We start from the raw sequence: 25,675 nt of genomic DNA, 5'->3' as shown, positions 1-25,675 counted from the left end.
CATGTCGGCCACGATCGACCCCACCGCCGGCCTGTTCGCGGGCTGGACCCCGCCGCGGGACCTGCCGTTCCACTGGCACATCTACGACGTCGGCAGCACGCTGCCCGCCGGCTGGACCGACGAGCTGCTGGACGTCGCGCGCCGGCAGGCGGCCCGCCGCAGCTTCCGCCCGACGATGGCCACCGCGCGCGAGACCCCCGACGCCGTCATCCCGCTGGAGTCCGTCGACGGCGCGGTGCTCGTCGAGCAGGCGCCGTGGGTGAACGAGCTCTACACCGGCTGGTTCCGGCAGCTGGGGGAGCGCCTCGCCGACGAGCCCCTGGAACTGACGAGCACGGCCAACCGCGCGCTGAGCCTCAACGTGCAGCGCGGCGTCACCATGCGCTACCCGTGCCACGTGGACAGCAACCCGGTGGAAGGCCTGCTGTACCTGACCGACTGCACCGAGGAGACCGGCGGCGGCCTGGTCGTCTCCCGCAACCGCCACGCCCGCGACGTGTCCGAAGTGGACGAAGACGCCGCCGTCATCTACCCGCGGCGAGGCCAGTTGTTCTTCTTCGACGCGCGCTTCCACCCGCACTACGTCCAGCCGCTGCGCACCGACGACGCCCTGCGCGCGGTCGTCACGATGAACTACTACACCCGCTCGATCCCCGAAGCCGTCCGGCCGGAGGGCCTGGACGAGCAACTGTTCGGCACGGCCGCCTGATGACCCTGCTGGTTCTTTCCGGCGCCGACGTCCGCGAGGCGTTCCCGCCGAAGGAGGGCCTCGCCCCGATGCGCGAGGCCCTCAAGGCCCTCTCCCGGGGCGACGCGCACCAGCCGCTGCGGCCGGTGGTCGCCCCGGAGGGAGCGGCGGGCCTGCTGGCGATGATGCCGGCGTACACCGGCGCCGACGGTTACGGCGTCAAGATCGTCTGCCTGTTCGAGGGCAACACAGCGCGCGGTCTCGACGCCCACCAGGGCGCGATGCTCCTGTTCAGCGGCGAGACGGGAGAAGCCCTGGCGCTGCTGAACGCCTCGGTCCTGACGGAGCTGCGCACCCCGGCGGTGACGGCGGTGGCCACGGAGACCCTGGCCCGCCCGGACGCGACGGACGTGACGATCTTCGGCCTCGGCGTCCAGGGCGCGGCTCACATCCGCACCCTGGCGGCGGTCCGCCCGCTGCATCAGGTCCGGGTGGTGACCCGCTCGGACGCCCGGGCCCGGTGCGCGGCTCTGTCGGCGGAGCTGGACGTGCCGGTGGTGGTCGCCTCCTCCGCGGAGGAGGCGACACGGTCAGCCGACATCGTGATCACGGCGACCAACGCGGCCTCACCCCTGCTGCGGCACGCGTGGCTGCGGCCAGGAACGCACGTGAACGCGATCGGCTCGTGCGTCCCCCACACGCGCGAACTGGACACGGCGACGATGGCGTCGGCCCGGGTGTTCGTGGACTCGCCGGAGTCGGCGGTCAACGAAGCGGGCGACTACGTATTCGCAGCTCGCGAGGGGGCGGCGGTGGACCTGACACCCCTCGGCGACGTCCTGCTGGGCCGGGCGCCGGGCCGCGGGTCGGAGGAGGAGATCACGGTGTTCGAGTCGGTGGGCCTGGCGATCCAGGACCTGGCGGCGGCGCGGTTCGTGTACGCCCGCGCTCAGGAGACGGGAGCGGGCACCCGCGTCGAGTACTGACCGGTTCGAGTGGCCGGTTCCTGGTGACGTGCTTCGAGCGATGCCAGTGTCGCCGGTTCGGTGGGACGCCATGGCGTACTGCGAAGCCCTGGGAGCCGTGGCGGCGGACCGGAGGCGGGCGCCGGGCAAGGCCCGCCGACCCCGGGGTTACCCTGGTCAGCGATGACCGAGACACAGGCACCCAGGGCGTACCAGATCCGCACCTAGGTCTGCACAGATTTGCAACCAACGTGCATGCCGGCCGGTTGTCTTCATCCGAGCAGAGTTGTCCAGGCGACTACAGGTGAAGGTCGGTCTGCAGCACTGCCAATAGATGGCTGCGCGCGGCGTCGGTGGCCGTACGCGGCAGCGGCGAGGTGCGGAGGGGCACTTCGTCTCCTTGCGAAACCGCGCTTATCAAGGCTCGCCGTCCGCTTCCGGCTGTTGCGATCAAGCCATGGGCCGTACGGGTGACACCGACGGCGGCTATTCGGGTAGATGCGTACGCCTCAATTACCCCAAATCGAGCTGATTTGTAGCTGATTTACGGCTGTTCGTCTGAACGGGTGATTAGTAGTACTTTTGCCTCGAAGTCGTCGCGACACGGCCGAACTGGGCTTTTGGTCAGCAGTTTTGGGGTTTCGCGGTGTCAGTGAGACGATGGGCGTGGGACGTGGAGTACGCGTCGAACGCGCACTCTTGGTGACTACTCTGAGTAATCACCGCTCGTTCCCTCCCTTCAACACCGATGGTGCGGGTTGAAGGGAACGGCTTATGTGGGCCTGGGTCTTGGTCGGCTACGTATTGCTGCTGATCTCCTTCGTCGTCGTAGTGGCCGTACTGCACCATGACCATCGTCATGGCGACCGGGCTGTACGGGTGCTCCGGATGCTTCTGGTTCTGCTCGGTGGGGCTGGCGTCACGGCAGCGATAAGACTTCATCAGGCTGGGTTGCTGTAGGCGGCCAGTCGATGAGCCGTGAGAGCTGCTCCCGGCGTTGGGCTGGATGCGAATTCCGGGTGGGCGAGTAGTGCGGAGCCTGGCGGCGAGCTCGCTTAAGGTCTAGTCGGTTGTCTTGACACCCGGGCTGTGGCGCCACGTCCCTCGTTCTCCGGTTTGTTGGTCGAGTCGTGCCAGCGGGTCGGGCGACATTGCGCGCTTGGCGCGCCCAGGAGCGTGGCCCCGCTAATACGTGAATCGTCTTCATGGATCGGCGTGCACGCCTCGCGGTGGTCCATCTGAAGAAATGCGGCGAAGCATCGCGATCCTGCGACAAAAATGCGACATCTGTCGACGGGAGGCAGGGGAAGCGGGGCGATCATCGTGTTTTAGACTTTCCATAGGTTGAGGCCTGGCGGCCCCGGCTTGATGCGACATGGCGTGCTCTGGTGCGGTCCATGTGGCTCGCTAGTGAGGCTCTGACCAGGTGATACTGCCGGGATTTGGGTGAAGTGAACGGGTTTGTTGAACTATCCGAACGGCGTTCAAGGCTGCACTGGGGGAAGTTCGTCGTACGCTCCGATGCGGCGAATGTCGCATTCGGTGATCGATGTTTGCCTAAATTTTCCCTAAATCGGTCGTTGGTGGTTGCGAAAGCGACGGATTCTCAGCACAGTAACGATCAACGTTGTGGGTCCAAGACAGAACAAAGGTGGTTTCGTGGACCATTATCGACCTGATGTTGTCACCGACCCCGTGCTTGGTATCTACCGGTCCGAGCCTGAACCGGTAACGCTCGAGGCTGCGCCGGTGTACCTGCCGGCCCAGCGGCTCGTCCGTCCGGACGAGCCGGTCCCGGTGGAGGTCCGCGCCTTGCCGGACGGCACTCGTGCGCTGCTGGCCTACAGCTCCCTGAAGCAGTTGATCGCCTGCTGCGGCGAACACCAGCCATGGGCGCAGGTCAGAGGTCGGGACGTGCATGAACACCAGCGGGACTGCGATGCCGACGTCATCCTCTGGGATCACGCACTGCCCAGCGAACTGCAACGAACGAAGGAGAGCCTCGATGGCTAGCCATGGCTTCCGGGTGCAGCCCGAGACACTCGCTGCCTCCGCCGATCGACTCGAGGACACTGTGGCAGACCTGAAGGCTGCATCGGCGCAGTTGGAGACCCTCGGTCGCATTAATGCCGGCACCTCGACTGGTGCGGTCGCCACGGTCATTGACGACATTCGCGAGCGGGCATCCAGCCTGGCGAAGGCAACGACGACCCATACGACCAGCCTTCGTCAAGCTGGCCAGCGGTATGCGACCTACGAACGCGGGTGCACCGAAAGCATCCTTGGCCTCGTGAAGGATGAGCCATGATCATCACCTTTTCCACGCGCGTCGACGCGGATCCCTGCGCCTGCAGGAGGGCCGCCGATAGTGTGGGCATGGTTCAGCGACTGACCACGTCCAGTGCGGCGGACATCTTCGAGCAGCGCAATCGCCTCGCACCGGACTGGGTATGCAACGCTGCTGATCGCTCAGCCAAGACCCTCACCACGAACGGCACGCTTGCCGACCAGGTCGCACACGATGCCTCGACGCTCGTTACCGCGTTGATGGTCTTCGCCGACGCCATCGACCGTGTCCGTGCTCGGATGGCCGATATCCGGCGCGACGCTCGATCTGCCGGCCTGGCCGTGATCGATGATGTGGTCCAGTGCACACGCCCCGATCTGTCTGGTCAGTTCAGCAGCCGCATCTCAGGTGCTCGGGAAGGCGAGCGAATGGCGCACGAAGCTCTGACGGAAGCTCTGTTCCCGCCCTCTACGTGGACAAGGACCACAGGGTACTTGCGCACCGCGGGGGCCAAGATCTCCAGCGACGCGCGCGCGATTAACGATGTCGTCAGGAACGAGAGGCTGCGCACGGCGCTGACCGGGAAGGGAAGTGAGGCAGTCACATCCGCCCAAGGCTTCGTCCGGAGCTGGGAGATCAACAAGGTGGTCTCGCCGGTTAACGACGTCCTCGGCAAGGGCTTCGGGTGGGAACTCGCGAAGGCGCCGCTGAAGGTTTCCTACCTCGGTGCTGTGTTGACTGGGGCCGGGGTCTTGCAGTCCATTCACGACGGTAAGCCGGTCGACAAGGCCATTGCGAGCGGAACTGCCAGCTTGGCGCTTGGAGCTCTTGCCACTTTCGCAGTCGCATCCGGCCCGCCCGGGTGGGTGGCGCTCGGCGTGGGGGCTGCTGTCTCCATGGGCGTAGGCTACGTCGTGGATCACCACTGGGATGCATGGAAACACGGCAAGTTTTGGTGAGTCGGTGTCGCATGCCGCTGTGATCGCAAGATCGTGGCGGCATGCGACATCCGTGGCGGCGAAAGTCGGCGGGTCGTCGAGGCGAGGCGGGTCGCGACATAGTTTCAGAGATGGCGGCTACGAGTTGCGGACACGGTGGAGTTGGTCTGCCGAGAACTCCCAATGGAAGCCCACGATGCCCTGCAGATGCTCGACGTGCCGGTGGACACGCCCATCGTGGCGTAATTTGACAGGTTCTTGATGGACAGGGTGGCGTGCTCTTAGGTCATCCCACTCAGCCCACCACACCTGGGTAGGTCGCAGCTCGTCGTCAAACGTGACGTCAATGGTTACGTTGGCGATAGGGTTGACCGTTGCTCGTCGGAACTCCGGCGGCGGCGCCTGGTCATAGTTGAGGACAGTCTGGTACTCAAACGACTCCGTTGCGTCGGGCGGGACCGGTTCGTGGAAGGTGATGTCCACCGCATAGATTCCGTCGTCGCCGGTTCGGCAGATGGGCCCGGCAGTTCCGCCGTGCAGTACCTCGACGGACGCAGCGCTGGTGTCGAAGCGGTAGCGGTAGCTTCGTAATTCGTCGATGGCGCGGACGACGTGCGTAGTCCGGTGCAATACGGGGATGCCGACGGGGCCAACGACGTGGAATTCGCGCAGCGAGATGGTCTGATACCGCGCCCGGAAGTTTGGTTGCTCAGTGGTGATGCGGGCAGGTCGGACGATCTGCGCGGGGCCGGAGTCATTCCCGGCTCGTAGGGCCCTCAGCTTGTCGATGTCGGCTTCACGCATGTCGAAAGCGTCTGTAAACCACCGGAGCGTCCTATTGGAGAGGACCTTGCCCGTCAAGGCGCGGCTCACGATGTCTTTGAGACTTCGCGAGGGCGAGCGGCTGTCGTCGTCCTGTTCGATGCTGGGATGGCCTTCACCGCGCTCGCGCAGATGGTCGTAGATCACGTGGGCCACGGCCGCCTGGCTGATTGCTGGTCCGCGGTGCTGAACTACTTGATCATGACGTTCCCAACGCTTGCGGTACTGCGCCTGGTTGGTCAACAGGTGAACGAGGTAGTCCGATGTCGCCGCGACCTGCTGCGCCTGCCCGCGGGAACTCGGTTCACGTTGCGATGGCATGACGGACCTCGGCTCCTCTCGCGACAGCGTCTTGGCTGGCTGGGTGCGTCCCGGTAAGCCCCGATCGCTTGCGACAAGGCTGCGACACCCCACCGGTATCAAGGAAGAAGGAGCTAGAGACGTCTGGCTCACCAGCGGTGAGGAGATGCAGATGTTCACGCGGATGAAGACTGCAGGGGCGGTGGTGCTGGCTGTCGCGGCGATGGCTGGGCTGCAGCCGGCCGCATCGGCCGAGGCCGCCGTCGGTTGCTACGGCGACTACTGTTCGGGACAGGACCCGCAGGCCACAGGTTGTGCAGCTGACGCCAAAACCGTGGCGATCGAGGACCTGAGCGGTGCACGGCTCGAGGTGCGCTGGTCCCCGACGTGCAAGACGAACTGGGCCCGGTGGGAGCAGTACCCGGTTGGGCTCAAGTCCGACCTCGCCCTGTCGCTCGTCGCTATCCAGGACACCGGCTACAGCCAAAGCGCATCCGGGATGGACGACGTCAACGGCACGCGAGCCGGAACCTACTGGTCGCCAATGATCTACTCGCCGGTGCACAAGGTGAAGGCCGCCGCCAACCTGATGTGCGGCGATCTCACCATCGTCGGGTCGGCGTTCGACTGTGCCACGGGCGGCAAAGCGGAGACTGCAGCGGTGTAACCGCACGGCGGCTCCTGGCGAAGGTTCACGGTGGAGACACGATCCTGACGTTTCCGCCGTGAACCTTCTGCCTGTACGGCTCCGCCGAGCGGCTACCACGTCAGAGTGCTCGCACGATCCCGGCGGCGTGACGGTCCTGCTTAAGCTGCGGTGGCGACGTGTGCGTAGGCCCGACTCGGTCCTCATTGGATTGCTCCTTCGCAAGCAGGCAGGATCGGCACGGGAACGCCACCGTCAGGAGAGTGGCCTGAGGGGTCTTGATTAGTCGGCACCGCTCGGACGCCGGCAAATGTGACCCAGCCGGTGTTGTCCGACAGGTGGAAGTAGACGTCGGAGTTCCACGGCGGTGAATTCAGCGGGTAAGCGACTGCTCCGTGAACCCATCCATTGACAAAGATGGTCTTGTTGGGAGCGACGGGGCCGATGACGCGGGACTGCAGGTTCGGGCCGGCCAGCTGCCGAGCACCGTAAGGCTGCCACCGGTTCTGCCCGAAGACCTGGAACGGCGCGCAGCCACCGGTCATCGCTGTTATGTCGCTCGGGCCGGTCGCGGCCCAGGATTTCACTCGGTCAAGTCCGATCACGACTACAGCCAGCGCCGCGGCGCTGATGAGCAGAACGAGCAGCCCTACCCGCAGAGCGCCACGCAGGCGAGCCGTGATGAGCCGGATTCCCGCAAGGAGCGCTACGGCACAGGTGACGACAGCCAATGCTGTGGGGCCCTGCGTGGCGAGCGTGACGATCGCCGAGGCGTCCGCGATGAGGCCAACCGAGCCCCAGAGCCCGAGGCCGGCTCGAGCGGGTGGGGCCGAGTTCGTGGACGACGTGGGGCTGTTCATCGCAAAGTCCGTTCCTGCAAGTCCTGGACATACGTCTAACGCGTGTCGCGCTGAATAGAACTGGTCTGGCGGGTTCCGAGCTCAGGCTTAGCTGATCCGGGACTCAAGGTCGTCATCGTGTTGCCATGTGTTACGTGCTGATCTTCGGTGCGGGCTAACCTCAGAATCCCCGGTCGCGGTACGTGGCCGTGTCCTCCCGGCGCGGTGGACGGGAGGACACGGTGACCTCAACGTCTGGAGTCGCCAACTTTGACCGCGGCGCCGCTGTATGGGCATCGCGACGCGATGGCCGAGCGAAATCGCGGTGGGCAGCCAGCGGTGTGCTGTCGAACGTGCGTGTCGACAGCCCCGACCGCCTAGCGCTCGTGATGCGTCACGGGTGACAACCTCCGGCGAGGAGAGTGTCGACTGTGACGAGCAACGAAGTCAGCAGCAGGTCGAAGACGCCGGCATGTACGCTGCGCTGCCTCGACGCCCTGCGGGCATGACGTTGGCCTCGTGGTCGTCGATACGGATCGACGGGCGCGAGACGGGGCACGAAGCGTGCGTTGAGACGGACCCGATGCTGGAGGCTCGTCGCTCGACGTGTCAGAGTTGGTCATCGGCGCTTACCGGTATGGCTGTTCTCCTCGAGGAACACGGCGACGACCGCGCCGCGAAGCATCTTCTCGGGCGGAGTCTCGCCGACCCAGGTGTCTGTCGACAGGTCGTGATGGGCTTCGGCGCTTGCCAGGCGATCTCCCTCGACCGTCGGGGGGCCGGGGTTCTCGGGGTATGTGGTCATGGTCTCGGGATTACCTGCGTTCCTGTTGAAAGGGACACGAAGCCGCGCTGGCGCTCGTCGGGGGCCGAGGCCAGGACCAGGCGCTGAGGTCCACGCGTAACCCGGACACTACCGGATCTGACACTCAGATGTGTGTCAGGTGTGGCGTACATGTGGTCTGAACGTGGCATGCATGTTGCACTCTCGTGTGATGGAGGCGGCAGTTGGGTGGTGCGTCAGTGGCAAAGATGCTTGAGTAGGCGGGTGAGCCTTAACGCGCTAGCCGTGCTCTGGGAGTGTTGTGTCCCTGTCAGGGCATGTGGTTATGGACGCATCGTTCGGCTTGGATCCCTGGTGGAGAGGGTTCCAAGCCGACGACGACCCGAAGTTCGCTCGGCGCCGGGACGTGGGAGAGGGGCCCGTGCGCTGACCGTCGCGAGGAGTACAACAACATGTCCGCTGCAGCCACCAACGCGCCTCGTCGGCGTGGAACACCCGAAGGTAAGGAAAAGGCGCCTCCCAAGCGTATCAACGTCGCAGTAAATGCAGAGACGATTCAGGCGCTCGAAGCCGTGATCGAGCGCGAGGGTGTCAGCCTGACCGAAGCCGTTCGTCGGCTGATCGGCTATGGCGAGGTCGTCTACCATGCCGTCAAGCAGGACGGTGCAGAAGTTCTGTTGAAGACCGGTGATTCCACCAAGCAGGTCGTCATTCTGTAGGTGACCGTCATGGAGTAGCTGCTTGCCCAGCTGGTCCATATCCCTGTGGTTGCACGTGAGTGGATGGTGCATCGGCAGGCCTGGGGTTTGTTTTCGGGAAGGCTCGGACGAGAGTGGTGTCCGAGCCTTCCCTGCGTTCGGTGCCTGATGGCGCGTCACCACGACTCGAGGGCCATGATCTCCGGCGTCATTGCAGGAGTACCGCTGTCGCCGGGGCGAGAACTGTGCAAGCTTTGGTGCGGTTCGGGGCTGCGGTCCGACGCAGTCCTCACAGCGGACGCCGCGAGGACGGTCGCCGGCAGCAGAAGCCCGCCACCGGTGAGCCAAGCTGCCGTGTCGGCGCCGGCGGCGTGGAGCTGAGCGGCGGAGGTAATGCCGCCGAACAGGAGGCTGATTACAGCAGCTGCCCGCGCGGTCGGCATCCACTGGTCGAAGTGTCGCAATGTCGGCGCGACGATCGCGCGATAGGCCGCGGCTGCGACTGCGATCGTCAGTCGTACCGGAGTTCGCTGGCGTGGCCTGGCCGAGAGAATCGGCTGAGCAGTCACGGCTGTCTGCTGCCTTCCTGGAAGGGACGTTAGCGGGCTGGTTTACGTCACGCGGCTCCTTGCTTCCGCAGGGGGCCGCGTTTTCGTTACCTGACGCCGCCCGGTCATGAGTCCATTCTGGAGTCGAGTGCTCAACATCGAGAACTACGCAGAGGTGCGACGCGGCGAGCGAACGCCCCGCGTCGGCCAACGGTCGGGGGACGTTCGTGCTGACTGTGAGTCATTGCCGCGATGGACCGCTCGTCGGACTAAGCGCTTGGATAAGCGGCGAATTCGCGCAAATACCTGAGTCATGTTCACCTTTGGGCGTGGTGGCGCAGGCGGTGGTTACAGCCCCAGAGCTGCGGAAACGGCTGCGGATTCGGTAGTCATGCGAGCCTTCTCGGCTGATTTGTGCGCGAGCGCTCCCTGAGGTCGAGCTGGCGGATATGGCTGCGATGATGATCACTTACCGTCACTCGATTGGATGACGCCATTCGGGTAATGGGAGAGTGCGGCCGCACCGCGTGGGACTGGAACGGACTAGTCCCACCTCCGGGCTGGATGTGCGGTAGCAACGCTGTGCTCGCCCGGGTCTGGCCCGGAAGCCCCGATGTGCGACAGGAAGAGCGGAAGCAGAGGTGGAGCTCAACGCAGTCAATAGCGGAATATCGCTTGGACAGCTACGCCCCAACGACGTCGAACAAGCAGCCTGTCTTGCCTCGGGATCCCGCAAAATCGTGCCCCATGGCCGCAGCGCACCGGCGTCGTGGCGAGTCCGCCCGCTTATGCTGATATAGCCCAGTCCGGCCGGTCTCCATGTGGAGCGCCTGCGTTGTCGGCGCTCGTGCTTCGACGACGAGCTGCTGGAAGAACGGGGGCAAGAGTCTCCGTCCCCCCGCTGGCCGAGGTGCCAGGACCGTCCGTTGGCGGCTGAAACCTTCGCGGGTCGCTTCGGCGCGGGTGGTTAGCACGCGACTCAAAATACGGAGAAGTTAAGGCGTATCACCACAAAGAGCGCCGTGAGGCTGCCGTGGCTCTGCCGTTTCGCCGTGCGCGCTAGGTATTCGCGCAGGTGAGGTCAAGTTGACCGACACTATCGAGTGAACATCACGCGCGGCCGGTTGTGATGTGTCATCAAGGTCACCTTGGCAGAGTGTCAATTGGCCTGCGGCGCACTGGGCTCATGGGATGCGTTCTGGGCTCACGACTCGGAATGCCCGGTAGAGGGCCCGGATGCGCTTCAGGACCATCGAGACGGTCAGGAGCATCTGAACGCCGAGGAACACGATCACGGCCGTGACGCTGGTCGGAAGCGGCTGGCTCGTGTCGGTGAACATGGCGAGGCCGCCAAAGGCGGCCGTGAGGACCAAGCCGAGCAATACCGCGTAGGAGATGTTGGCGCGGAGCTCGTCGGTCAGCTGGTTGAGGGTGGCCTGGTGTGCTGGGTCGGTCTTGTCGGCCGCCCGCATCGTCAGATCGAAGAGCAGTACGAAGACGTTGAAGATCAGCCCGGTGAGGATGGCCACCGCGGCGAGTACCTCGGGGATGTGGCCGGCGTGGGCGCCGCGCACCCAGGCAAGGGCCGCCAGGAGGAGCGGCAGGCCGACGAACGTCAGATAGTCGCGGATCCGTGGTCGACCGGTCTCGGCGTCTCTTAGCGTTCGGTAGTGGTCGCTGACCAGGGCAAAGCTAGAAAACTTACCCCGCGCTCGAGGCGAGCCCCTCCTCACGAGATACCTCCTGTTGCGGCAGCTCCACGACCGTCGCTCGGCTGGCATCTGTCCAGGCGCCAGTCTGCCAGGCAGCACCGACAATCGCGCCGAAAGCTCGCGCCACCTCCGGCACCATCTGCGTCACCTCCTCGTAGAAGCGGGCGTCTGTCGGGAGGGCGTTCGTGCGGATCCGGTAGACGAACGACGGCATCCGCTCTGCGGATATCGACAGCGTCGTCGCACGGTCTCCGACCTCCATCTTGACGTTGACCTCGTCAAACGCGAGGCCGCCGACCGAGAGCAGCTGCTCACGGGCCTGCGCGTTCCGGCGGAGCTTGTCCGTCAAGCCTCGCGTGAACGCGGGGATGCGGCCCTTGCTGATCTTCATCTCCAGGCGGCCGAGCGGCGCCTCCTTGTCGCGTACCTCCAGGAGGTCGGCGAGATCGTTGGGCAGGCCCTGCCGACGTACGGTGATAGCACCGATGTGGGCCTCCTCGAGGAACGCGTTGAGAGCGTCCTCGTGAACCACGGCGTCAAAATCGACGACCAGGCCGGTGTGAGCGGTAAACCCGCGCTTGAGCATGGGGATGATCTGACTGCTGCCGGTCGAACCGGAGTGCGACTCGAGTGCCACCATGCCGACCGACGACTGCGTGGGCGCGACGACGAGCCCGCGGCGTTGGTTGCTTTCGATGTGGCGTTCGACCCGTTTAAAGACCTGGGCGTCCGTCCCGGTGGCCGGGTCGATGAAGGTTGAACTTTGGCCGCTCGTGCCCAGGTCGGCCGTGAACCGGATCGACCGACCGGCCGGGCTGACGGACTGGACGGTGAGGTGTTTGGTCTTCTCGTCCAGGCGGCGTCCTCGGATTCCGTTCAGAAGGCCGTACAGAGTGATGAGGGCATCGCACCGGGAGGCCGGGATGCCATCTGCGCCGCCGCTCTCACCGCGGAGCGTACCGAGCTTCAATCGGGTGGCTGTATCTCGCCGGTGATGGACGCTGAACGTATAGAACTTGTAGCCATAGCTGGTCATCCGGCCAGACTCCCTTCGTCAGGCTGCGGAGCCTCGGCCCGCGGATTTAGTTGGCTGGTTGCCAAAGGTTGCGTCGGTGGCATCTGGGTCACTGCTCGGTGCTGCATGCTGTCAAGTCGTGAAGGTGTGCGTGGGGCTGCGGGGGACAAAGTCGGCGTAGCCCCACGCACGATGATCGTTAGGAGTCATCGCGGCCTCGGCTGATGAACAGTGCGCCGACGATGGTCCCTCCAGACGCCAGCGCGGCCGGCAAGATGAGTCGGCCAAGGTCTAGTGCGAAGCTCTCGGTAATGCCTCCGAGGGATACCGCGATTACGATGACCACGAACGTGATGAGTAATAGGCCGAAGACGCCGGCGAGCACGCGGTTCTGCATCGAAGCCTTGTGGGCATGTCGGCGCACCTCCAGATCGTCGATCCGGACGAGCGGCGTGTCGCTCGGCGGCGGCGTGCGATGGGACGGCCCGGAGGCCGGGTCGTCGTCCCTCCAGGTCTCGTCGTCGGACTCGGTCACCGGCGCCTGCCGGTCGGGCTCTTCTCCTCCTTGACAAACAGCACAACGACCGGTCCGCGCGGAACCTTGTCGTGTGGCGTCAACCCAACCCAGGTGTCTTCGTCGAGGTCGTGGCGGGCCTCGGCGGTTTTGAGGTGCTCGACGTCAGCTGTCGGGGGGTTGGGGTGCTCGGGGTATGTGGTCATGCGGGCGGGATACCTGCGTTCCTAGTAAAGGGACACGAAGCCGCGCTGGTACTCGTCGGGATCGAGTGCCGGAACCTGTTGACCAAGTTCACGCGTAACGGGGACCCTACCCCAGACGACACACAGACGTGTTTAGGGCGTGGGTTGTACGTGGTACCAGCGTGGTCACATCGTGTGACGATTGCTGCAGATGGGTGGTGTTCTCGTGGGAAAGGTGCTTGAGTATGGTGCGTGAGCCCTAACGTGCTAGCCATGCTCTGGGAGTGTCGAGTCCCTGTCAGGGCATGTGGTTACGGACGCATCGTGCGACCTAGAACTCCGTCGGGAGGGAGTCTGGGTCGGCGACTACCAGAAGATCGACAGGCGCCGGGAAATTCGGGGTGAGGGACCCGATGCGCCGATCCTGCCGAGGGAGAGAAGTATGTCCGCAGCTGCTACCAACGCGCCGCACCAGCGTGGTACCCCTGAGGGAAAGGAAAAGGCACCGCCCAAGCGCATCAACGTCGCGGTGAATCCTGAGACCATCCATGCGCTCGAAGCCGTGATCGAACGCGAGGGTGTGAGCCTCACCGAAGCTGTCCGTCGCCTCATTGGCTACGGTGAGGTTGTGTATGACGCCGTCAAACGGGATGGCGCAGAGGTGCTGCTAAAGACCGGTGATTCCACCAAGCAGGTCATAATCCTCTGACATGTCCGCGTCACGTGGCACTGGACCGTCGGGGAGGGTGGTCTAACACCGTATGTCCTTGGCAGCGCGGCAGGGAGTGCCGTGCAGTCGAGCCTGGGTAGCTACGAGAAGGTCCGGACGTGTAGGGCGTCCGGACCTTCTCATGTTTGAGCCTGGTTGCATGTGATCCGACTGGTGTCGCTTCGGCTGTCGAGATCAAGGGGCGAGCTCGCGGCCAACTGGGCACAGAGGAACTCGTCGCATGGCCGGACGTCGGTGGCCTTCCCGAGGTACTGGACGGGAGTGAGTGCGCAGCGACATCTCGACCTGCCCGGTCGGCCGGGTCCGGGCCGCCGGCGGCGAGCTGGGCGACCCGATCAGCCGCCCGGGCTCACAGTCGCTGTTCGCGCGGGGCCTGGCGGCAGGCCTTAACGAAGCGACGCCCTGCTCGCGCCCTTCTCGATCCGCTTCAAGGTGCTGCGCGCCAGGACGACGGCCCCGGGCAAGGCGCTGGTGATCTCCTCGATCCGCCGGACGCACAGCTTCGCAGTCGCACACACGCAGCGCGCCCTGCAGTTCGTCCTGCGTTGTGGCGTCCGATCTCGATGACGGCAGCGGCCCGGCAGGTTCGGTGGCCAGAATGAGTCCGGCTCCCAAACGCGGCCGCGAGGTCCTGGCACGCCGCAGCAGCCTCGGCCGGGGGCCCGCGCAGCCAGACCAGCTACTCCCGATCGCCGGCGAAGCGGTCGCAGGCCGCGGTCTGCTTGAGTGCGGCTGCGGTGGATGCATTGGGCGGAACGTGGTGCGCCATAATTGTCGTGCTCGAGACGTACTCGGGCTTGGGTGGGTGCCCACCGGGCTGCGCTTGAACAAGCGCAGCCCGGACTTAGTAGGACTGACAGTGGCGCCGTAATCGGCGGTCGGCGACGTGTCAGAAATCTGGCCTTCGGCGTGCGAGGCAGGCCTGCCTGTCCGGGCGCTGTGGGTACCGGCAGGCGAGATGTTCAGGCCAGGGTTCAACGTTCGATCGGTCGGCAGCGCCAACGAATCCACTGGTAAAGCGGCTTACGGGCATACTTGCGTGGATTTAGTGGCTGGCTAGAGCTTGGTTATCGAACGAAGTAACCCTTTTGTGGGAGATGGGTTTGCTAGCGTTTGCAACTATGTCTACGCTGATTGTGTGGGAGGAAAGCTAAGAATTTTGGGTGCTGTCCGGCTTAGTCGTGCAACCGATGAGAGTACGTCACCTGCGCGGCAACGTGACCGAATCGAGTGGTGGACGAGCGGGAACGGTGGTCGTGTCGTGCACGTTGCCGAAGACCTGGATGTATCAGGGGGCGTGTCGCCGTTTGAACGTGGAGGACTGGGTGAATGGCTGACCGATGCGCAAGCCAAGCATTGGGATGTTCTCGTTGCCTGGAAACTGGACCGCATCAGCCGGTCGGCTGAAGACACGTTGCGCCTGCTGCGGTGGTGTATTGATCGGGATAAGCGCATCGTATGTGTCGACGACGGCATCGACTCGGAGACGTCGATGGGCCGGGTCTGGATCCAGCTCGCGGCGATCTTCGCCGAAGTTGAGCGGACGGCGATCAAAGAACGCACTACCGGTAGCCGCGAGAAGTTGCGGCAAGTTGGAAGGTGGGCTGGTGGTGCACCTGTGTATGGGCTGCGGGCCCAGCCTCGCGAGGACGGTCCAGGGTACGGTGTGTATCGGGACCCTGAAGCTTATCCGCATGCGAGGTACATGGTCGAGGCGATCCTGGCAGGGAAGTCGCTCAATTCTGTCGCGAAGGAGCTGACGCATCGGGGTGTCTTGTCGCCACAGGATCTCAGGCGTCAGCAGGCTGGTAGGCCGACCCGAGGTCTCAAGTGGAACGTCTCGACGGTGAGGTCGATCCTGACTTCGGATTCTCTTCGAGGTCTCATGAGCCACGAGGGACGGCCAGTGGTCGGACCGGACGGCGTGTTAGTCAAGGTGGGAGAGTCCATTGTCTCTGTGGCCGAGTGGAAGCAGCTGCAAGACCGTTTAGTTGACGGTAAAGGTACTCGCAATCGAAGCGAAAAGACGACTCCTTTGCTCGGAGTGGTGTTCTGCAGCGGTTGCGGCGCCAGGTTGTATCGGCAGGGAGCAACGAGGCGTGGGAAGACGTACGGGTACTATAAATGCGCAACGAATGTAACTGGCGGTGACTGTGATGGGAGGAATATTAGAGCGGAGATTCTGCGAGACTTTACCGAAGAGCAGCTCCTTAGTCATATCGGCGATGTCGAGGTCACAGAATCCGTACTGATCCCCGGCAACGACACTTCGGCAGCTCTGGAGGAAGCGGAAGCTGCACTTACTGAGCTGACGCTGTTCGCTGCGCAAGCTCGGTCCGAGCGTGCGAAAAGCAGAATTCGTGCGCAGATGGCAGCCCTGGACCAACGGATCGTTGAACTTGAGCAGCAGCCGAGTGCGCCGGACGAGTGGCGCGATGTAGGAACTGGAGAGACCTATGGTCAGGCATGGGTTCGGATGGATGACGTCGAGCGGCGACAGCTCATGCTGGACTCGGGTGTTCGGGTGATGGCGTGGACAGATCCGCTGAAGCTGGAGTTCATTGTTCCTGAGGTGCTGCTTCGTCGACGTGTTCCAGGGTATGAAGTGCCCGTGTGGGCGAGCGGTGAAGGTTAGTCTCGCTGCAATACTGCGGCGATGATGTGATCGTAGCTGGACCGTCGAGTGATCGTTTCGGTGAGGTTGGCTGCCATTCATTTCGTTGCCAGGGTATCGACTTAATGTGAGGCTTCAATGGTGAGGGTGCTATCGCACAGTCGGATTGTGGCGAATCCGTTCCGCCAGCCTTGGGTATTGTGGCCTGCTTTGCGCGCGAGCTTGATGTCGGCAAGCGTGCCGATCTCGACTGCTCGCACAGTGTTATGAGTGTGATCGCGATGGATAACGGTATGTCGCAGGTCGGTCAAAGTGTTGGTTGTTCCGGAAAGTATGGAAGAGTTGGACAGCATCGCGTGTCGCAGGTTGTCGCGTCCGGGGATATGTTGGTTGGTATTCTGGGGGGCGTCATCCGCTACGAGCCAGCCTGGGGCAATAAAGAACGGCGTCTTCATGATCTTTATCTGGAGCCCGGGGATATGGACTTGTCGAAGTGCTCTGTAGGGCGGTGTATCCGGGGTTGCTGCCGCGATAATAAGTGGCCCTGTGAAGTGGGCTCGAATGGGATGGAGTAGGTTCTCGATCGTCCACTCGATCAAGTGATCTGACTGGACTTGGTAGGAAGTTCGCCTCGCGGGTAGTGGAGAGAAGAGTTGTCCAGTTTGCAGAATGAACACTGGACCGACTCGACCGGAACGAGCTAGGGCTTGTTCTAGTAGTTCTCTGGAGTGGAAAGGTAGGTGCATTGATGGAAGTATCAGTGCATACCGATGGGGCTCTGCCTCGATATTTGTAGACATGTACTTCCTCCTCGTACGCGATCAACCGGGGAGGTTTTTGTGAAAATGTTGAACTGGTATTTGTGCGCTTCGTTTCGTTTGTCGTCGAGAGGTATGTGGTCCAGGCGATGCGATCTTTGTGATGCTGCGCTTGCAGCCGTGAGACGTTAGCGTTGCCAGTCTTGGGGGTGTACGAAGTGGGGGAAGTTTTGCTCGAAAGATGCGAAGTTCGGAGATCTGTCTTTGGCAACGTGAATGCATCAGAATCGTGACTTCCGCCTCGGTATTGCTGTGTCAACTTGATGATGCCGAGTTTAAGAGCTACGTCCCGTGCTCGTCGCACCGTTTTGGGATCGAGGTGGGACCTCTCGGCCCACTCTCTGACGGATATCGATCCGTCCTTTACGGCGATGGCGTGGGCCAGTGCTGCGAGGGCGGCTCGCATGCTTCGAACTTGCACGCCCGGCTCAGTCGGCGATGACCGTATGATCCGGCTGCCCGACGATGACTTGCTGAGCAACGCGTCGATTGCGTGTTGCATTGCCTCGTTGTTCGCCTTGGAGTTGGCTGTGGCGTCGCTGGCTGGCTGGGCCAGCTGCGTTCGGTGCAGCGATCTACGGCGTGGCCGAAACTGCGCGGCTTGATCGACGGCAGGAAGCCAGCGGGTGTAGTGCCAGCCGGCTTGCCCGAGATGCCGAGCTTGGATAGGTGAGGCGTCGCGGAATATCTGCCACGCTTGACGCTCGCTGAGATGTCGTTCAGCTGCAACGACCGTGGTTGCAGGCGCCCAGATCCACCGCCGCCATGCAGTCTCGCCGATCTCGCGGGCCTTCGTGCCGGCGAGGTTTGCGTATGCCCAGGCTTGAAGGCTCGTGAAGCAGGCGCGGGCGAGCGCCAACGCATGCCCGTATTCGCCTTCGGACCTGCTGGGTCCGCTGTACGAGGCGCGTGGTGGAGCGCTCAGTGTGCGGTTTGGGCGGCGCTTCGTCGTCGCTGAAGGTGGGAGATCGTTGAGAACCAGTGTGCCTCCCCGAAGCGGACAGGGAAGGCTGTGTCGATGAGGTGCCGAAGTCAGCCGCAGCGAGGTCCGTACCGTTGTTGCGACGTTTTGTCGGATCGCGACAGCGTTCGCGACAGCGTTGAGTTCGTGACGAAGGCAATCGGGTGTCTTGATGACGAGGTGAGCGTGGCCGTCGCGCCCGGAGTCACGGCGTAGCCATGGAAGGCCGTAACGGTCGGCCCAGAGGATGAGTTGTTCGGCGACGGCGTCGCCCGCCTCGGGAGTTGCTCCGGTGTCGTCGGGGTCGATGTCGATCGCGAACATCGGCGGGCGCAACGTGCCGACGAGCGATCGCGCGGCGGCCTCGGTGTTGAGGATGTGAACGGCTTCATCGAGTTCGTAGGCAATACCGTGTACAGCGTTGTCGGCGTTGATGACGATGAAGGGCGCCTGAAAGAGAGCGCGGTCCAGGTCTGTCGGGGAGTAGAGGTTTGCCATTTGGTTCCTCTGGCTGGGCGCTTGTAAGTCGGTCAGTCCGCTGCGGGTTCTTGCTGGCGCTCTGTTCTGCGCCAGGGCCAGCGCAGGGGCGGCGCGAGTGCACTCAGGCCGTCTGGGACCGAGTCGATTCGGACAATCCCGGCGGTCCAGGTCATGCCGATGCCGATGCCGAGGAGCGCGACGTGGTCGCCGGGGGCGACGGCGCCGCGGGTGAGCAAGTGGGTGAGTCCGATGAGCTGGTCGTTGGGACCGATGTGGCCCCACTGGTCCCCTGCGTGGCTCAAAGTGCGGTCGGTCGTAATGCCGAGGGGTCGAAGGCAGTGGGTGTCGAGCAGGTGCCGGCCGTAGTGCGGCAGCAGCACCCAGCGCAGCTGGTCGAGGCTGAGGTTGGCGTCGTGGAGTGCTTCGTCGATTACGGCGCGGACGCCCTCGTGGTTGCGGCGGGTGACCGAGGCGGCGCCGACGACGTCGGTGTACTGACGTTTGCGTTCGTGGATGCGTTCAATGCCGAGTTCGGTAGTACCGGCGGGGAGGAACCGATCGTTGCCTCGGTGGAGCTGTTCGAGGGTGGGGTCGGTGTAGGAGCTGGTGGCGAGGATCTGGGCGAGGCCGCGGTGGCGGCCGAGGATGAGGGCGGAGCCGCCGTCGCCGTAGGCGATGCCGTGGTCGGCGGTGAGGTGGTCGAAGGCGGGTGGGCCGAAGGTTTCGCCGCCGGTGAGCAGGACGGTGTCGAGGTCGGGGCTGCCGGCGAGGACGCGGGCGGAGATGTCGATGCCGCCGACGAGGCTGTTGCTCATGGCGTTGAACTCGGTGGCGATGCCGCGGCCGGCGGGCAGGCCGAGACGGGAGCGGACGTAGGCGGCTCGGGACCAGAAGTCGATGCCGCGGCTGCCGCGCCAGATCGCGGCGTGGAAGTGCATGTCGGGGACGGGCAGCGGGCCGGTGGTGGTCATGGCCATGCTGGCGAGGGCGTTGCGGCCGGCGCGGATCGCCAAGTCCATTCCAGTGCTGTTGCGGGCGATCGACACACCGCGCTGGCTGGTCGCCTCGTGCAGCGTCCGCGCAGGCTCGAGGTCCTCGACAGCGACGATGTCGCCGAGGGCAGCTCCGACGCCGCGGATATGCAAGTTCTTCCACTGCATTGTCAGCACCGCCTAGACCGGGCAGCGATAGATGCGCCGGCGGTGAGATCGGTGATGACGGCGTCGACCGAGCCGTAGTAGGCACGCAGGTGGTGGATCGTGATGCCGGCGCAGGCGGAGATTTCGTCGAGCGTGACCGGTCCGCCAGGTGGTGGATCGTCGAGTAGGTCGCGGGTGGTGTCGGTGATCCAGGTGCGCATGGGGTCTCCCCGGTCGAGCGGGTGGTTTGGCACGCCGGGTGACGGGGAGGTGCCGGGATGGTCCGGCATGTGGCGTGAATGCTGGGGCGTCGTTGACGAGACGAGCTGGGCTAGGGACGGCGGGCGCGGCCGTTGCGCCGGGTGAGCAGGGCCTTGTGGTGGGCGCGGCGTAGGTCGGCGATCTGCTCGCGGACCTGTTGGTCGAGTTCGGGCATCCGGTGCACGTCGGTGCTGAATCCGGGGTCGGTGCGGAAGACCAAGGCGAGGACGGAGGCGTTGTTGCTGAGGTTGACCACCGCGTACGGCAGCGTCGGCGGGATGTAGATCATGTCGCCCGCGCGCGGATGGAAGGGCTGCATGGCGTTGCCGGAGAGGACGGCGATGTGGCCGCTGATGATCGCGATCGCGGTCTCGGTGGTGTCGTGGCGTTGAGGGGCGAGGGTGGTGGCGCCGGGCAGGTGCATCCGGCCACCGGAGAGCGCGCGGGTGGGCACGATCCCGGTGCGCAGGATTGGCTTGAGCGTCTCGTCTTCGCCGGTCAGGTTCCCGGCTGCGGGCGGTATCGGCGTGGTTGTGGTGTCCATCTCGGCGGTCCTTTCCGTGGGGTCAGCGGGCCGGGGTGTCGGTGGTGTGATGAGCGAGTTCGCACGCGAGTGCGGCGTTGGCGACTGCCTCGGGAACCAGTCGACGGCCGTGGCCGCAGGCCGCGGCGACCGCGAGGACGGGCCGGTTCAGTTCGGTTTCGACGAGTCCGAGCGCGGTGCGGGAGTCCTTGGGGTGGGTTTCGTCAACGAGGCCGGCGATGACGTCGATGTCGCGGCGCAGGTGCCGCAGCGCCCGGTAGAACCGCGGGTCAGTCGGCGGTGCGTCGGTGCCGGTGCACATCGGGATGTGCACGGCGGGCATCGGGATCCGCAGCCGGTGCAGCTGCTTGTGCAGCGCGTTGAGGAACTGCACCGCAGGTACCAGGTCGGAGAGGGCGAACAGGGGCTGGTGGCCGAGGTCGCCGTGGCAGAGGTGGATCCGCCACGTCGCCTCGCGCGGGCCGTCGGCGAAGACGCGCGCGACCTGCTTGGCCAGCGCCCGCACCGCGGCCGGCCACAGCGGCCGCGGAGTGCGGTCCAGTGTGGCGAGGACCGCGGGGGTCTCGAGCTGGAAGACGACCTGGCCGCCATATCGGCTGTGGATGGTGTGGACGTCGTCGAGCACTGCCTGGCGAAACACCGGCAGGTGCGTGACCGCGGCACCCGGGCTGCCGAAGGTGAACAGCGACAGGTCGTAGGGGTTCGGGATCGACACCTGGTGCGGTGGAAGGTCGCGGTCGTCGTGCAGCTGGGCGCGGGCGGCCATGACGGCGTCGGTGTGTGCGGCGCGGCCGAGGCTGAGGTCGTCGGATTCGAGCCAGTGGCAGTGCTTGAGGCGGTAGGTCGGCATGTCGTCGTAGTCGGCGGATGCGCCGGTGCGGACGGGTTCGAGGGCGTCGACGGCGGCGAGGCCGTCGAGCCAGTCGATGATCCACCGCGGGTCTGGATCACAGGGCAGCCCGGTCAACGACGTGTCGGTGCTGTGGTCGAGGAACCACTGCATCGTCGCGGCGTGGTCGCCGGTCAGGACGGCGGGCAGCGAGCCGACGAAGTGCACGGCCCGGACGTCCTCGGGCATGCCAGTGTCGAGGTAGTCGTGGCTGGCGTGGCTGAAAACGAGTGTGGACATGAGAATCTCCCCTGGTGGGTGAGTCGGATGGGTTGAGTGGTGGTGCGGGCGTGGGGAGGGGCCGCCCGGCGGGGACGTGGGAGCGACGAGGGTGCGCGGGCCCGCGCTGGAGGGTTGGAGGTGGAGGCGCGGGCCCGCGCAGCCGGTGGTTAGCCGGTGACGGCGACGTGGCCGGGCTTCGGCTGCGGCTTGGGCGCGGACCGGTCGCCCGGGTTGTCGCCTTGCTGGTGCCGCTGGCCCGGCACGCCCGGCCGCGATGTCCCTGGAGCTTCAGGCTTGTGCGTCGGGGCCGGGCGGGTGCCGGTGGGCGGGTTGCCCGTCGGCGGCGGCGGGGTTCCGGCTCCGCAGCTGACTGTCGCCACCGTCACGGTGATCGCGGTGCCTGCGGTCGGCATGGCCGATGTCGGCCCTCCGGACCCGTTCGTGCGGGTGGGGGCGGTGCTGGTGGTGACGGTGATGACCCCGGCTGTGCCGTGCCCGCCGCCGGTGACCTTGAGGTTGCCGCTGCCGCCCTTGGGGGCGCTGGTGGTGATGGCGCCGTTGCGGCAGGTCGCGGTGAACGGCCCGACCGTGGTCCCGCCGACCCGCACCGACGCGACGCGGGCTTCGGCGAATCCAGCGCCGGCGTGCAGGCTGATGCCGCTGGCAACGACCGCGCCGCTGGGACTGGACACCGAGCCGCCGGCGGTCTTGATCGCGCCGCTGCTGGACACGCTCGGCCGGGCCGAGAGGTGCTCGCCGCCGGAGACGGAGATCCCGGTCGCGGTCGACGTCGCCGCGGCGGCTGCCAGGGCGGGCGGCGCTGCGGTCGCGGGGGTGCAGCTGGAGGCGAGCGTGGTGAAAGTGCCGATGAGGAGCGCACCGGCTCCGGCGGCAGCGAGGGCGGTACGGGTGGTGTTCATGTCTGGTCTCTCCAGAAGTGTTGGTGTGGTTGGGTTAGCGGATGAGGACCGGGGTGCCGATGGGCACCGGTTCGGCCGGGTTGGTGAAGGTGGCGAGGGCGTCGGCGGGGACGCGGATGCATCCGTCGCTGGACGGGCGGCCGAATACATCGGTGGTGGGCCAGCCATGGATGCCGGTGGTCCCAGGCCCGCCGCCGTAGGTGGTGAACGTGGCCGAGTGGATCCCCAGCGGGAAGATCACCGGGCTGAACTTCTGCTTCGCGTCGGTCATCGAGGCCAGGACGAAGGTCCGCCCGGCCGGTGTTGGCGCGGCAGGGGTGCCGACGCCGACGGTCCAGGTGCCGATCTGCTGGTGGTCGCGGTAGAGCGTGAGCCGGAACGCGGCCCGGTCGATGACGATCCGGTCGGACGTGGACCGGCTGTCGAGCGTGGTGTCCTGGGTGGACAGCCAGCCGGTGGAGCCGTTGGGCCGCGAGGGCAGCAGCACCTGAATCCAGCCCGGTCCGTCGGCGATCACCGGTACCCACGTGTCGGACCCGAGCTGCGTGGTCGGCAGGATCGCGATGGCCGCACCACCAGGCTGGTCGAACACCGGCACCGGGGTGGTCGGGTGCACGAGCTGCCCGTCCGGGACCTCTTCCGGCGTCGCGTCCTGCGGAGCGTTCGCGACGGTGCCGAAGGTGCTGGCCTCGGGTAGCCCGGCAAGGTTCGGGACCACCCGGGCCGCCACGACCGGGGCCTCCAGCTCGACTCCCAGCTCCACCGGATCGGTACCGCGCGCGGCGCCGGGCGTGGATGGCGACGGTGCGAGCAACACGCACGCGGTGCCTACCAGCGCGATCCCGGCCAGCCAGAGCGCGAGCACCCGCCACCCATTCGGCGCCGGCGGTGGCATCTCGGACATGACGAGTCCTTCCTCAAGGTCGATGGAGGCCGCGGTAGGCCCGCCCGCTGTTGAACGGGCCTACCGCGGAAAGAAGTTGTGGTTACTGGGAAAGTGCGGAGATGAAGCCGCTGTCGGGGGTGCCGAGGCCGGTGACGTTGTCCCAGCCGGGGGCGCTCTGGAGGTTCTGCGGGCGGGCGTCGAAGTCGATCAGGTAGCTGCCCTGTCCGCCGGGGACGGCGACGCCGCCGAAGGCGTGCATCATCGGCGTCCAGACCCCTGCCTTCTGCGGCGTGACGTCCGTGATCGCGCTTGACCCGCGCAGGCTGTAGAGGACCGGCGTGAGCAGCCCGGCGCGGGCGGCGCCGGAGCGGGCCTGCTGGGCGTCGGCGACGAGCCCGGCGATCAGCGGTGAGGCCAGTGAGGTGCCGCCGTAGGAGCCGATTCCGAACTGACCCTTGATGGTCTGTCCGACCAGCATCCCGGTGTAGGAGTCGGCCAGCGCCGCGATGTCCGGGACGGCTCGCTTCCCGCCGTTGCCCGAGACGACGCCGGCCTGCCAGTCCGGCGCGTCATACAGCGCCGAGGTGCCGCCGCCGGCGCCAGAGGCGAACGGACCGTCGGCATCCTGCTGCGGCGCCCAGCCGTTGCCGGACTGGGTGTTGCCGCTGTTCTCCCACCCGGTCAGCACCTTGGCCTGGTTATTCTGGTCCAATCCGACGCTAGTGCCTCCGACCGCCACGACCCACGGGCTCGAGGACGGGAAGCTCACGGTCGCATGGCCGACGGGGCCGGAGTTGTTGCCGGCGTCGCCGGTGGACACGGTGATGGTCTGGCCCTGGATCGCGGCCTGCAGCGCCATGCTGTTGAACTGGTCCCGCGCAGCCGGAGGCAGCGAGGCTTCGCCGTCGGCGTTGCCGTAGCTGTTGCTGATGATGTCGACCGCGTTGTCGGTGACGGCCTGGTTGAACGCGTCATAGATCCCGGTACCCATGCAGGTCTTCCCGGCGTAGTAACGGATCTTCGCACCCGGGGCGATGGTATGCGAGGCCTGCACGTCCAGGGTCTGCTCGGCGGCCCATCCGTCGGCACCGCACTCGGTCGCGTCGGTGAATCCGCCCTGGGGCAGGACCGCGCTGTACTGCCCAGCGGCGAACGGGGGCACGCCGAGCTGGGCGGCGGCCTTATTGGTGTCGGCGACGACGGTGTCGGAGTTGTAAGCGCCGACCACGCCGATCGTGGTGCCGGCGCCGGTGTTGCCGTTGTCGAGCTTGTACATCGCGCGGATCTGGGTGCCGGTGTAGCCGCACAGCGAGTTGGACTGGAATCCCGCCGGGTATTTCTGCGGGACGTCGGTGTTGGTCTGTTCGCCCCACCAGCGCGCGCAGTGCTGTTCGGCCGCGGCTGCGACCGGGCGGGTGTGCTGGGGTTTGAGCAGGGCGGTGCTGTCGTCCAGGCCAAGGACCGTGGTGATCGAGGCACGCAGCGAGGTCGGCACGGTCACTGGTGACGCAGGTGCAGTCAGGGTGCGGACCGCACCGTTGATGCGGGCGCGGAAAGCGGAGATCCGGGTGCCGAACGCCGACTCCAGGACCGCAGTGGGGGCGTCGGCGTCGACGAAGTGTCGGTTGCCGCTGACCCCGGTCACATGCAGGCCCTGCTCGGCCAGCCAGTGTGACACCTGATCGACGGTGTCCTGGGTGGGGGCGAACCGGTCAAGGAACTGCTGCGAGGACAGGAACTTGCCGTGCTCCGCACTGCCCGATGTGGCCAGCTGGGCGGCGAAGTGTTCGGCGCCAGTCTGATCGCGCAGTGCCAGGGCGACCTGAATGTGCCGGACGGTGCTTCCGTTGGCGCGGGCAACTTCCGTGTGAGCGTTGGCCCAGCCGGGGATGCTCCAGGCGATCTGCGCGCGATCACCGGTGTCGCCGGCAGAGGTGCTGGGTGCTGCGACGGCGGTGGCTGTTGCGGAGGAGAGTAGAGCCGCGGTCGCGGCGAGGACATGCCAAAGACGGCTGTGCATCGAGGTTTCTCCTTGAATACAAAGGGAATCCATCCAACACGGTGTCAGTCGAGCAACGACCGTGCTGAAGGGTGTGCCTCGTGCCGCAGCCAGGGATGCGCGAAGTGGGCTGAGCGGAGACGTCAAGGGCCACAAGGTCGGCCGTGTGGACCGACCGTGGAGGTCGCTGATCGGGAATCCCGAAGCAGCGTCGGACGCGTGACGATGTACTACTGTCGAGAGCGCGGCACGGGCGGTCCGCGGGCGATCT

Annotated in this window: 24 protein-coding genes; 9 read left to right on the top strand and 15 right to left on the bottom strand. The window is 65.5% G+C overall.

Annotated elements, in window-relative coordinates; all coding sequences use genetic code 11:
* Window position 1: 1 nt before the first annotated feature.
* The 5 genes from OG494_RS24665 (at window position 2) to OG494_RS24645 (ending at window position 4,899) form a co-directional block, all read left to right on the top strand.
* Window positions 2-709 carry a 2OG-Fe(II) oxygenase family protein gene (locus tag OG494_RS24665; RefSeq protein ID WP_328442886.1) on the top strand — a complete coding sequence of 236 codons (708 nt, stop codon included), beginning with the start codon at window positions 2-4 and terminating at the stop codon, window positions 707-709.
* Window positions 709-1,674, top strand: coding sequence for an ornithine cyclodeaminase family protein (locus OG494_RS24660; protein ID WP_328442885.1), 966 nt, complete (start codon window positions 709-711; stop codon window positions 1,672-1,674). Before OG494_RS24665 ends, OG494_RS24660 begins: the two co-directional genes overlap by 1 nt.
* A gap of 1,638 nt (window positions 1,675-3,312) precedes the next feature.
* Window positions 3,313-3,666, top strand: a complete 354-nt coding sequence (locus tag OG494_RS24655) for an SAV_915 family protein (protein WP_328442884.1) — start codon at window positions 3,313-3,315, stop codon at window positions 3,664-3,666.
* Window positions 3,659-3,961 (top strand): hypothetical protein, encoded by a 303-nt coding sequence (locus OG494_RS24650; protein ID WP_328442883.1) that lies wholly within the window; start codon window positions 3,659-3,661, stop codon window positions 3,959-3,961. The genes OG494_RS24655 and OG494_RS24650 overlap by 8 nt, the downstream gene beginning before the upstream one ends.
* On the top strand, window positions 3,958-4,899 hold the full coding sequence (locus OG494_RS24645; RefSeq protein ID WP_328442882.1) for a hypothetical protein: 942 nt from the start codon (window positions 3,958-3,960) through the stop codon (window positions 4,897-4,899). Before OG494_RS24650 ends, OG494_RS24645 begins: the two co-directional genes overlap by 4 nt.
* Window positions 4,900-5,016: 117 nt before the next feature.
* Here OG494_RS24645 and OG494_RS24640 read toward each other — a convergent pair whose 3' ends face one another.
* Entirely contained in the window at window positions 5,017-6,021 is a 1,005-nt protein-coding gene (locus OG494_RS24640; protein ID WP_328442881.1) for a hypothetical protein, read from the bottom strand.
* Window positions 6,022-6,172: 151 nt separating this feature from the next.
* On the opposite strand from OG494_RS24640, the gene OG494_RS24635 reads away from it, so the two are divergent.
* A complete protein-coding gene (locus tag OG494_RS24635; protein ID WP_328442880.1) occupies window positions 6,173-6,667 on the top strand; it encodes a DUF2690 domain-containing protein in 495 nt (164 codons plus the stop codon).
* Between the two features lie 182 nt (window positions 6,668-6,849).
* On the opposite strand, the gene OG494_RS24630 is transcribed toward OG494_RS24635, so the two are convergent.
* On the bottom strand, window positions 6,850-7,506 hold the full coding sequence (locus OG494_RS24630) for a hypothetical protein (RefSeq protein ID WP_328442879.1): 657 nt from the start codon (window positions 7,504-7,506) through the stop codon (window positions 6,850-6,852).
* A 598-nt stretch (window positions 7,507-8,104) separates the two neighbouring features.
* Entirely contained in the window at window positions 8,105-8,290 is a 186-nt protein-coding gene (locus OG494_RS24625) for a hypothetical protein (RefSeq protein WP_328442878.1), read from the bottom strand.
* Window positions 8,291-8,721: 431 nt separating this feature from the next.
* On the opposite strand from OG494_RS24625, the gene OG494_RS24620 reads away from it, so the two are divergent.
* Window positions 8,722-8,988: a hypothetical protein gene (locus OG494_RS24620; RefSeq protein ID WP_328442877.1), complete on the top strand. Its 267-nt coding sequence runs from the start codon at window positions 8,722-8,724 to the stop codon at window positions 8,986-8,988.
* Between the two features lie 1,711 nt (window positions 8,989-10,699).
* On the opposite strand, the gene OG494_RS24615 is transcribed toward OG494_RS24620, so the two are convergent.
* From OG494_RS24615 to OG494_RS24600, 4 genes are all read right to left on the bottom strand, one after another.
* Window positions 10,700-11,248 (bottom strand): hypothetical protein, encoded by a 549-nt coding sequence (locus OG494_RS24615; RefSeq protein WP_328442876.1) that lies wholly within the window; start codon window positions 11,246-11,248, stop codon window positions 10,700-10,702.
* Window positions 11,217-12,263 (bottom strand): hypothetical protein, encoded by a 1,047-nt coding sequence (locus OG494_RS24610; protein WP_328442875.1) that lies wholly within the window; start codon window positions 12,261-12,263, stop codon window positions 11,217-11,219. Before OG494_RS24610 ends, OG494_RS24615 begins: the two co-directional genes overlap by 32 nt.
* A 178-nt stretch (window positions 12,264-12,441) precedes the next feature.
* Entirely contained in the window at window positions 12,442-12,777 is a 336-nt protein-coding gene (locus OG494_RS24605; protein WP_328442874.1) for a hypothetical protein, read from the bottom strand.
* Complete coding sequence (locus OG494_RS24600; protein ID WP_328442873.1) at window positions 12,774-12,962, bottom strand: hypothetical protein; 189 nt, start codon at window positions 12,960-12,962, stop codon at window positions 12,774-12,776. The genes OG494_RS24605 and OG494_RS24600 overlap by 4 nt, the downstream gene beginning before the upstream one ends.
* A gap of 421 nt (window positions 12,963-13,383) precedes the next feature.
* Here OG494_RS24600 and OG494_RS24595 point away from each other — a divergent pair, with 421 nt between their 5' ends.
* Window positions 13,384-13,650 (top strand): ribbon-helix-helix protein, CopG family, encoded by a 267-nt coding sequence (locus tag OG494_RS24595; RefSeq protein ID WP_328442872.1) that lies wholly within the window; start codon window positions 13,384-13,386, stop codon window positions 13,648-13,650.
* A gap of 1,111 nt (window positions 13,651-14,761) precedes the next feature.
* The gene (locus OG494_RS24590; RefSeq protein ID WP_328459009.1) at window positions 14,762-16,306 is read left to right on the top strand and encodes a recombinase family protein; all 1,545 of its coding nucleotides are present in this window, start codon (window positions 14,762-14,764) and stop codon (window positions 16,304-16,306) included.
* A gap of 101 nt (window positions 16,307-16,407) precedes the next feature.
* On the opposite strand, the gene OG494_RS24585 is transcribed toward OG494_RS24590, so the two are convergent.
* The 8 genes from OG494_RS24585 to OG494_RS24550 form a co-directional block, all read right to left on the bottom strand.
* The gene (locus tag OG494_RS24585; RefSeq protein WP_328442871.1) at window positions 16,408-16,740 is read right to left on the bottom strand and encodes a hypothetical protein; all 333 of its coding nucleotides are present in this window, start codon (window positions 16,738-16,740) and stop codon (window positions 16,408-16,410) included.
* Window positions 16,741-18,594: 1,854 nt separating this feature from the next.
* The gene (locus tag OG494_RS24580; RefSeq protein WP_328442870.1) at window positions 18,595-19,704 is read right to left on the bottom strand and encodes a 3-oxoacyl-[acyl-carrier-protein] synthase III C-terminal domain-containing protein; all 1,110 of its coding nucleotides are present in this window, start codon (window positions 19,702-19,704) and stop codon (window positions 18,595-18,597) included.
* A gap of 2 nt (window positions 19,705-19,706) precedes the next feature.
* Window positions 19,707-19,904, bottom strand: a complete 198-nt coding sequence (locus OG494_RS24575; RefSeq protein ID WP_328442869.1) for a hypothetical protein — start codon at window positions 19,902-19,904, stop codon at window positions 19,707-19,709.
* Between the two features lie 110 nt (window positions 19,905-20,014).
* Entirely contained in the window at window positions 20,015-20,488 is a 474-nt protein-coding gene (locus tag OG494_RS24570) for a cupin domain-containing protein (protein ID WP_328442868.1), read from the bottom strand.
* A 22-nt stretch (window positions 20,489-20,510) separates the two neighbouring features.
* Window positions 20,511-21,617 (bottom strand): hypothetical protein, encoded by a 1,107-nt coding sequence (locus OG494_RS24565; protein WP_328442867.1) that lies wholly within the window; start codon window positions 21,615-21,617, stop codon window positions 20,511-20,513.
* 149 nt (window positions 21,618-21,766) lie between these two features.
* The gene (locus tag OG494_RS24560) at window positions 21,767-22,519 is read right to left on the bottom strand and encodes a hypothetical protein (RefSeq protein ID WP_328442866.1); all 753 of its coding nucleotides are present in this window, start codon (window positions 22,517-22,519) and stop codon (window positions 21,767-21,769) included.
* A 34-nt stretch (window positions 22,520-22,553) separates the two neighbouring features.
* Window positions 22,554-23,423: a L,D-transpeptidase gene (locus tag OG494_RS24555; RefSeq protein ID WP_328442865.1), complete on the bottom strand. Its 870-nt coding sequence runs from the start codon at window positions 23,421-23,423 to the stop codon at window positions 22,554-22,556.
* A gap of 82 nt (window positions 23,424-23,505) precedes the next feature.
* On the bottom strand, window positions 23,506-25,425 hold the full coding sequence (locus OG494_RS24550) for a S53 family peptidase (protein ID WP_328442864.1): 1,920 nt from the start codon (window positions 25,423-25,425) through the stop codon (window positions 23,506-23,508).
* Between the last annotated feature and the right edge of the window lie 250 nt (window positions 25,426-25,675).

This window comes from Amycolatopsis sp. NBC_00438 (assembly GCF_036026695.1).
Lineage (GTDB): Bacteria > Actinomycetota > Actinomycetes > Mycobacteriales > Pseudonocardiaceae > Amycolatopsis.
Note: the sequence above shows the minus strand (reverse complement) of the source record. Positions and strands in the feature narration are given on the sequence as shown.